This window comes from Sphingomonas sp. FW306-1B-B10E (assembly GCF_058782005.1).
The window spans coordinates 43505-52571 of record NZ_JBYSXG010000034.1; the positions used below are offsets into that span (position 1 = coordinate 43505).

Sequence of the window (9067 nt, forward strand, 5' to 3'; positions counted from 1 at the left end):
ACGCATTAGCATCGGGCAATGGCAAAGACTCGGGCCACGCGCGGCGCCACGCTCAACCAGGACAGCGTCCGCTTCAACCTGCCCGAACGCGAGGCCGATGGCGACTGGCTCGACGATCGCGAAGCCGTGGACGGCGAGGCGCCGCCGCTGCGCACGACGGTGACGGTCGAAAAGCCCAAGACGATCCTGACGCGCAACAACTCGCCCGACATCGCCTTCGACCGGTCCGTGAACCCCTATCGCGGCTGCGAGCATGGCTGCATCTATTGCTTCGCGCGGCCGAGCCATGCCTATCACGATCTGTCGCCGGGGCTAGACTTCGAGACCCGGCTGTTCGCCAAGCCCGACGCGCCGGCGCTACTGCGCGCCGAACTCGGCAAACGCGGCTATGTCTGCCGGCCGGTGGCGTTCGGGACGAACACCGATCCCTATCAGCCGATCGAGGCGACGTGGCGGATCACCCGCGGCTGCATCGAAGTGCTCGCGGCGTGCAACCATCCGATCACGATCACCACCAAGTCCGACCGGGTGACGCGCGACATGGACCTGCTTGCGCCGATGGCGGCCAAGGGGCTCGCGGCGGTGATGTTGTCGATCACTTCGCTCGACCCCCGCGTCGCGATGACCGTCGAGCCGCGCGCGCCGTCGCCCGCGAAGCGGCTCGCGGCGGTGCGCAAGCTGACCGATGCGGGGGTGCCCGTGTTCGTGTCGATGGCGCCGGTGATCCCGGCGGTGACCGATCATGAGATCGAGCATATTCTCGAGGCAGCCGCCGAAGCGGGCGCGCGCGGCGCGTTCTTCCTGCCGGTGCGGCTGCCGCACGAAGTCGCGCCCCTGTTCCGCGCGTGGCTCGACACGCATTTTCCGGACCGGGCGGGCAAGGTGATGGCCGTGATCCAGTCGATCCGCGGCGGGCGCGACAATGATCCGAACTTCCACACGCGGATGAAGGGCCAAGGGCCTTGGGCGGAATTGCTGCGAAAGCGGTTCCATATCGCGGCGAAGCGGTACGGGCTGGATGGCGAGCGGCTCAAGCTGCGGACCGATCTGTTCCGGCCGCCGGCGGGGGCGCAGGGGGAATTGTTCTAGCGGGATAACAATCCCACCCCGGCGGAGGCCGGGGCCCAGGTTCGATGCGCTGGCGAGGACGGTCTTCCCTCGCGAAAACCGCTGCAACTGAGCCCCGGCCCTCGCCGGGGTGGATGTCCCGCGCATCAAGGCGGTGTCGTATTGCCCTATGGCAGGCGAGCGCATAAGCAGCGCGATCCCTGCAAGGAATCCTGATGCGCGTCCTGTTGCTGGCGTTCTTCGCCTTTGTTCTCCCCGCCTCCGCATTCGCCCAGCCCGTGCTTCCGACCGGCAAGCTTCCCGACATGGTGAAGCCGCTCGCCTATCGGCTCGACATGACGATCCTGCCGGCGCAGCCGCGGTTTGGGGGGCATGTCGAGATCGATGTCGAACTCGAGCAGCCGGCGGCGTCGATCTTCCTGCATGGGCGCGGGCTCAAGGTCGGCAAGGCGACGGTGCGGATTGGCAAGACCGAGACCCCGGCGACCTTCACCCAGAAGACGCCCTGGGGCCTCGCCCAGCTCGATTTCGGGCGCACGCTGCCGGCAGGCAAGCTGACGCTCAAGTTCGACTATGACGCGGCATTCGGCGACAGCCCGTCGGGGCTGTACCGGATCAAGGTGGTCGACGACTGGTATAGCTGGTCGCAGTTCGAATCGATCGACGCGCGCGCCGCCTTCCCCTCGTTCGACGAGCCCGGATACAAGACGCCGTTCACCGTCTCGGTCACCACCAAGCGCGGCTATACCGCGGTGAGCAATGCGCCCGAACTGGGCAAGCCGGTTGCCGCAGGAAAGCTGGTCAAGCACCGCTTCGCCGCGACCGAGCCGCTGCCGACCTATCTCGTCGCCTTCGTCGTCGGCCCGTTCGTCACCGTCGAGGGCACCGTCCCCGCGACGCCGCAGCGTCCCAAGCCGCTGCCGCTGCGGATCGTCGGGACCAAGCCCTATGCCGGGCAGATGGCCTATGCGCTCGAGGGCTCTAAGAAGATCGTCGCCCTGCTCGAGAAATATTTCGACCAGCCCTTCCCCTATCCCAAGCTCGACCAGATCGGCTCGCCGGTGATGCCGGGCGCGATGGAGAATGCCGGCGCCGACATTTATGGCGACGGCATATTGTTCGTCGACGAGGCCGCCGGGACCGAGGACAAGCAGACCTTCGGCATGGTGGTGGCGCACGAGCTGTCGCACCAATGGTTCGGCGACGTGGTGACGCCGGCCTGGTGGGACGACATCTGGCTCAACGAGAGCTTCGCCAATTGGATGGGCTATCGCATCGGCAATGAGTGGCGGCCCGACCTGAACATCGGCGTGTCGGCGATCGACGAGGCGTTCGACGCGATGAACATCGACCAGCTCGGCGCCGGGCGGCCGATCCACCAGCGGATCACCAAGGACCCCGACATCGACGCGGCGTTCGACCAGATCACTTATGGCAAGGGCGGCCAGGTCGTGGCGATGATCGCCGCCTATCTCGGCGAGGAGAAGTTCCGCGACGGCGTGCGGCTGCACATGCAGCGCTACCATCATGGCAACGCGACCACCGACCAGTTCTTCGATTCGCTCGCCAGCGCCGCGCACGATCCGCGCGTGCTCGAGTCGCTGCGCGGCTTCGTCGACCAGCAGGGCATGCCGGTGGTGACGCTCAAGCGTGACGGCAGCGTGGTTCGCGCAAGCCAGGCGCGCTACGCCAGCTTCGGCAGCACTCTGCCCGCCGAGCAGTGGATCGTGCCGGTATGCGTGCGCCGCGCCGCGATGCGCAGCTGCACCCTGCTCGACAAGCCCGAAGGCACGATCGAGGCAAAGGGCGACGGCGTGATCGTCCCCAATGCCGGCGGCTGGGGCTATTACCGCTTCGACATGGACCCCGCCGACTGGTCGGCGCTGATCGCCGCCGCGCCGACCTTGCCCGAGGGCGAGGCGCTGGCAGTGAGCGACAGCCTGTGGGCGTCGTTCTACGCGGGCAAAGCGAAGTTTCCGCAACTTGCGGCGCTGGCGCGCTCGATGGCCGCACACGCCGCCTCGAATGCCGAACTGGACAATGGCGAGCGGCTGCGCGGGCTGGAGACGCGCGGGCTGATCAGCGACCCGGCGCGGCCTGCATTCCGCCAGCTGGTGGCGGGCATCTATGCACCCAAGCTCGCCGCATTGGGGTTCGACCCGGCGGAGAATGCCCATGTCGCCGACACCCCCGACCGCAAGAAGCTGCGCGACACGCTGGTCGAGCTCGTCGCGGACACCGGCGGCGATCCGGCGGTGCGCGGCAAGCTGATCAATGCGGCCGATGCCTATATTGCGGGCGACAAGATTGCGCTCGACCCCGCCTTCGCGCGCCTTGCGCTGTCGCTCGACCTTCAGGACAAGGGCGTGCCGCTCGCCAAGGTGATCGCGGAGAAGGCGCTTGCCGGAAACGACCCGGTGCTGAGCGAGATCGCTTTCGAGGCGATCGGCAAATCGAACAGCCTCGACGTGGCGCGCTGGTTCCTCGGCGATTTCAAGGATAGCCGCCTGCCCCAGGCCAGCCGCACCGCGACGATCAAGAGCATGCTGGAGTATCCGCGGACGCGCGACATCGCGGCCGACTATGTCCTCGCCAATTTCGACATTTTCGCAAAGGCGCGCGACGGCGGCGGAATCTTCGCGGCGGGCACCTCGCGTATGTTCAACGGGATGTGCACCAGCGCCTCGGCCGACGCCGTCGACGCCAAGCTCCGCCCGCGGCTGGCCAACGACAGCACGCTGGGGCTGGACCGCACGGTCGAGACGATCCGCAACTGCGCGCGGTTCAGGGAGGCCAAAGCGGGCGAAGTGAGCGCGGCGGTGATGGGGAGGTAACTCCTTCTCCCCCTGTGGGAGAAGGAAATGATTGGGCCGGTCATGCCCCCAGCATGACCTGAACAGCGCGGGGCGCTGTTCACCCAATCATCCCGCTCGATGAAATCGAGTGGGAAGGATGAGGGGGACGTTAGGTGAGACAGACCCCCCTCACCCTTCCGCCGATTTCATCGGCTCCCTCCCTCTCCCACAAGGGGAGAGGGAAATTAGGCAGCCGCCGCTTGAAATCCTTGTATTGGGCGCGGATCGCGGTTTTGAGCAGCTTGCCGGTGGCGGTGTGCGGCAGGCTGTCGACGAAGTGGATCTCGTCGGGGAGCCACCACCGGGCGACATGCTGTTCGAGATGCGCGCGGACCTCCTCCGCGGTCACTGCGCTCCCGGGCTTGCGCACCACCAGCAGGATCGGGCGCTCGTCCCATTTGGGGTGGAACACGCCGATCGCCGCGGCCTCGGCGACGCCGGCGCAACCGATCGCGGCATTCTCCAGCTCGACCGAGCTGATCCATTCGCCGCCCGACTTGATCACATCCTTGGCGCGATCGGTGATCTGCATCGTCCCGTCCGGGTGCAGCACCGCGACGTCGCCGGTGTCGAACCAGCTGTCGGCATCCACGGCAAGCGCCTCTTCGCCATAATATTGCCTGATCACCCAGGGGCCGCGGACCTGGAGGCGGCCCGAGCTCGTGCCGTCGCGGGGCTGGACCACGCCGTCATCGTCGACCACGCGCAGCTCGACGCCGAAGGGGACCTTGCCCTGCTTCGAGACCTGGTCGACCTGCGCTTCGAAGCTCAATTCGTCCCAGTCATAAGAGGGGGCGCCCATCGTGCCGATCGGGCTGGTCTCGGTCATGCCCCAGGCATGGTTGACGCGGATACCCATCTTCATCAGCCGCTCGATCATTGCGCGCGGAGCGGCCGATCCACCGATCGTCACTATTTTCAGATACTTAGGCGCGACTCCTGTGGCATCCATGTGCTGAAACATCGCGAACCAGACCGTGGGGACGCCGGCGCTATGGGTGACCTTTTCGCGATTCATCAAGTCGCACAAAACGGCCGGCTCGTTCACCGCCGAGAACACGAACTTGGCGCCCACCGCCGCGCCGGCAAAGGGCAGTCCCCAGCCGACCGCATGGAACATCGGCACGATCGGCATCGCCACCGCCTGGGTCGACAAGTCGAACTCGGCGGGCTGGAGCTCGGTGATCGCGTGGATCACCGTCGAGCGGTGGGTGTAGAGCACGCCCTTGGGGTCGCCGGTAGTGCCGCTGGTATAGCACAGCATGCACGCTTCGCGCTCGTCGCCCTCGACCCAGGCATAGTCGCCGGTCTCGGGAGCGAGCAACGCTTCGAAGGCGCCATCGTCGAAGCAGATGTAATGGCGGATGCTGGTCCATCGCGGCTTGAGCTTGTCGACCAAAGGCGCGAACGCCTTGTCATAGAAGAGCACTTGGTCCTCGGCATGGTTGGCGATGAAGGCGAGCTGGTCCTCGAACAGCCGCGGATTGATCGTGTGGATCACCCCGCCCATGCCGATCGTGCCGTACCAGGCGACGAGGTGGCGGCCATGGTTCATGCCGAGCGTGGCGACGCGGTCGCCGGGCCGGACGCCGAGGCGTTCGAGCGCCTGGGCGAGGCGGCGGGAATCATGGGCGATGCCGGCCCAGTTGGTGCGGGTCTCGCTGCCATCGGCCCAGCGGCTGACGATCTCGCGGGGGCCATGTTCGCGCGCGGCGTGATCGAGCAGGCGCATCACGCGCAGCTCGAAATCCTGCATTCCACCCAGCATCGCTCTCTCCGTTTTTTGGAGAGAGTAAGCGGGGAGCGGGCGCGGTGTCGAGCGGGCGGCAATGATTTGTAACCTGGCCTCCTCCCGGGTCATCCCGGTCTCGGACCGGGGTCTACCAGGCAGTAGATCTATGAAGCGGCCTATCGGCTACCGTCTCGATTGCCGCCGCCTTTCTTCAAGCCCTCTCCCGCTTTCGCGGGAGAGGGTTGGGTGAGGGTCTTCTTCTTTTGCCTCGTCAGCCTAGCCGATCCGCGTTCAGGGCTGCCAGAATGGTCTCCAGCACGCCGTCGAGATTCTCCAGAACCTCGTTGTTCCAGAAGCGCAGGACCCGATAGCCTCGGCTCTCCAGAAAGTGCGTGCGCCGGGCATCGACTTCAACGCCATGCTGGCTGCCGTCCACCTCAATGATGAGGTGCGCCTCCACACACAGGAAGTCGACGACGAAGGGCTCGATCGTGGCCTGGAAGTGGAACTTGTATCCGAAGAGTCGCCGGTTGCGCAGCGAGCCCCAGAGCAGGCGCTCCGCATCGGTCGCGTCCTTGCGGAGCTGCGACGCATGGCGACTCGTCTGTCGGCGGACGGGCGTGGGCATGAGGCAAGAAGTAAAAGAAAGAAGACCCTCACCCAACCCTCTCCCGCGAAAGCGGGAGAGGGCTAGAAGGCAACTAACCACCCGATCGCGGACGTTCGCCGGGAACAGTCGTTCACGCGTTCACGACCTGGGAGGCGATCGAGGCGCTGGGCTGCACGCCTTTCCATCGCGGCGTGGTGGCCCCCGCCCAAGGCCGAGGTGACGGGGGCTAAGCCGCGGCCGCCAGCGTGACTTCGGGCTTGCCGAACACCGCCTTGGCGATCCCCGGCAAGCCGCGGATGCGTTCGACCATTTCCTCGTCGATGCGGAAGTTGCGGCCGATGACCAGTTCGGCCTGGCCTTCCGGCCCGAACGGCGCCCAGATGCGCACGGTGCTGCGGCCGCCGCGCTCCTCGCCGATCAGCGCGGCGAGCCGCGGCAGCACGCTGGCGTCGCGCACTTCCAAGTCGACGATCAGCCGCGCGGTGTTGGCGATGCTCTCGAACGGCTGGACGCGCTTGATCGAGACGCGCGGCGTGTCTTCGCCCGGACGCTTGTCGAGCTCGACGGTGAGCAGCGCACAGCCGCCGGCGCGCGATGCTTCCTCCATGTCCTTGGCGGCGAATTCGTCGAAGCAGCTGGCGATCGCCTGGCCGGAGGTGTCCGAGATCGTCGCCATCATGTAGCGGTTGCCGCGCGCCGAGGTGCGCCAGCGCGCGTCCTCGATCAAAGCCGCGATCGTCGCGCCGACGCGGCCGCCATCGGGGATCGGGACTTCGTTCAGCGTGGCGATCTCGCGCGCGCCCTGGCTGCGGACGAGATGCCCGTAGCGATCGAGCGGATGCGCCGAGAAATAATAGCCGAACGCGTCCCGCTCGGCGGCGATCTTGTCGGCGAGCGACCAGACCGCGCTGCGCGGCAGGTTGATCGCGCCGCCGCTCGGCTCGGATTCGCCGAACAGCCCGCCCTGCCCGCTCGTCCGGCTGTCATGCGTGCGCTGCGCGACGGCGAGGATCGTTTCGGCGGCGGCATGGACCCCGGCACGGTTGGGCTCGATCCCGTCGAAGGCGCCCGCCGCGGCGAGCGTCTCGAGCTGGCGCTTGTTGAGCAGCCGCGGGTCGACGCGCTTGGCGAAGTCGTCGAGCGACTTGAACCGGCCCTTCTCCTCGCGCTCCTCGACGAGCAATTCCATTGCGCGCTCGCCGACGCCCTTGAGCGCGCCCAGCGCATAGCGCACCGCGAGGCCGTCCTCATGCTTCTCGACATGGAAGTCGGCGAGGCTGGCGTTGATGTCCGGCGGCAGGCAGTCGATCTTGAGCCGGTTCATGTCGTCGGCGAAGATCGCCAGCTTGTCGGTCTGGTGGATGTCGTAGGCCATCGACGCGGCGAAGAATTCGTGCGGATGGTGGGTCTTGAGCCAGGCGGTCTGATAAGCGAGCAGCGCATAGGCCGCGGCGTGCGACTTGTTGAAGCCGTAGCCGGCGAACTTGTCGATCAAGTCGAACAATTCGTTGGCCTTGGCGGGCTTGATGCCGTGGACCTTAAAACAGCCTTCGACGAAGATCGCGCGCTGTTGGTCCATCTCGGCCTTGATCTTCTTGCCCATCGCGCGGCGGAGCATGTCGGCGCCGCCCAGGCTGTAGCCCGCGAGGATCTGCGCGGCCTGCATCACCTGTTCCTGGTAGACGAAGATCCCGTAGGTCTCCTTCAGGATCGGCTCGAGCGTCTCGTGCGGGTAGACGATCTCCTCGGTGCCCTGCTTGCGCCGGCCGAAGCTCGGGATGTTGTCCATCGGGCCCGGGCGATAGAGCGAGACGAGCGCGATGATGTCGCCGAAATTGGTCGGGCGGACGGCGGTCAGCGTGCGCCGCATGCCTTCGGATTCGAGCTGGAACACGCCGACGGTGTCGCCGCGCTGGAGCAAGTCGTAGACCTCGGCATCGTCCCAGCCGAGTGCGTCGAGATCGACTTCGAGCCCGCGGTCGGCGAGCAGTTCGACCGCTTTCTTGAGCACCGACAGCGTCTTGAGGCCGAGAAAGTCGAACTTCACCAGGCCGGCGCCCTCGACATATTTCATGTCGAACTGCGTGACGGGCATGTCGGAGCGCGGATCGCGATACAGCGGCACGAGCTCGGCGAGCGGGCGGTCGCCGATCACCACGCCGGCGGCGTGAGTCGAGCTGTGCCGCGGCAGGCCCTCGAGCCGCATCGACAGGTCGATCAGGTGGCGGACGCTGCTGTCGTTCTTATACTCGCTGTGGAATTCGCTGATCCCATCGAGGGTACGCTTGAGCGTCCAGGGATCGGCGGGCAGGTTCGGGATCTGCTTGGCGAGGCGGTCGACCTGACCGTAGCTCATCTGGAGCACGCGGCCGACATCCTTGAGCACCGCGCGCGCCTTCATCGTCCCGAAGGTGATGATCTGCGCGACGGTGTCGCGGCCGTATTTCTGCTGGACGTAGCGGATCACCTCGCCGCGGCGGGTTTCGCAGAAGTCGATGTCGAAGTCGGGCATCGACACGCGTTCCGGGTTTAGGAAGCGTTCGAAGAGCAGGCCGAGCTTCAAGGGATCGAGGTCGGTGATCGTCAGCACCCAGGCGACCACCGAGCCCGCGCCCGAGCCGCGGCCCGGGCCGACCGGAATGTCGTGCGCCTTGGCCCATTTGATGAAATCCGCGACGATCAGGAAATAGCCCGGGAACCCCATCTGGATGATGACGTCGAGCTCGAACTCGAGGCGATCGCGGTAGGGCTGGGTCCAGTCTTCTTCTGCAAGCCCCTCCCCTTCAGGGGAGGGGTTGGGGT

5 protein-coding genes are annotated in these 9067 nt (G+C 66.4%); 2 read left to right on the forward strand and 3 right to left on the reverse strand.

Annotated features, from left to right (window positions below; genetic code table 11):
- Positions 1 to 18 precede the first annotated feature (18 nt).
- Both AC3WJI_RS13905 and AC3WJI_RS13910 read left to right on the forward strand, forming a co-directional pair.
- On the forward strand, positions 19 to 1089 hold the full coding sequence (locus AC3WJI_RS13905) for a PA0069 family radical SAM protein (RefSeq protein WP_492757871.1): 1071 nt from the start codon (positions 19 to 21) through the stop codon (positions 1087 to 1089).
- Positions 1090 to 1283: 194 nt separating this feature from the next.
- Positions 1284 to 3902 (forward strand): M1 family metallopeptidase, encoded by a 2619-nt coding sequence (locus AC3WJI_RS13910; protein WP_492757872.1) that lies wholly within the window; start codon positions 1284 to 1286, stop codon positions 3900 to 3902.
- A gap of 130 nt (positions 3903 to 4032) precedes the next feature.
- On the opposite strand, the gene AC3WJI_RS13915 is transcribed toward AC3WJI_RS13910, so the two are convergent.
- From AC3WJI_RS13915 to dnaE, 3 genes are all read right to left on the reverse strand, one after another.
- Complete coding sequence (locus AC3WJI_RS13915; protein ID WP_492757873.1) at positions 4033 to 5691, reverse strand: long-chain fatty acid--CoA ligase; 1659 nt, start codon at positions 5689 to 5691, stop codon at positions 4033 to 4035.
- Positions 5692 to 5926: 235 nt separating this feature from the next.
- Positions 5927 to 6283 (reverse strand): endonuclease domain-containing protein, encoded by a 357-nt coding sequence (locus AC3WJI_RS13920; RefSeq protein ID WP_492757874.1) that lies wholly within the window; start codon positions 6281 to 6283, stop codon positions 5927 to 5929.
- Between the two features lie 208 nt (positions 6284 to 6491).
- Positions 6492 to 9067, reverse strand: a 2576-nt coding sequence (gene dnaE / locus AC3WJI_RS13925) for a DNA polymerase III subunit alpha (RefSeq protein WP_492757875.1), incomplete at its 5' end; no start/stop codon positions are given.

Excerpts from the sequence above, each read along its gene's own strand:
- AC3WJI_RS13905 (WP_492757871.1), top strand. The coding sequence starts at position 19 with ATGGCAAAGACTCGGGCCACGCGCGGCGCCACGCTCAACCAGGACAGC.
- AC3WJI_RS13910 (WP_492757872.1), top strand. The coding sequence starts at position 1,284 with ATGCGCGTCCTGTTGCTGGCGTTCTTCGCCTTTGTTCTCCCCGCCTCC.
- AC3WJI_RS13915 (WP_492757873.1), bottom strand. The coding sequence starts at position 5,691 with ATGCTGGGTGGAATGCAGGATTTCGAGCTGCGCGTGATGCGCCTGCTC.
- AC3WJI_RS13920 (WP_492757874.1), bottom strand. The coding sequence starts at position 6,283 with ATGCCCACGCCCGTCCGCCGACAGACGAGTCGCCATGCGTCGCAGCTC.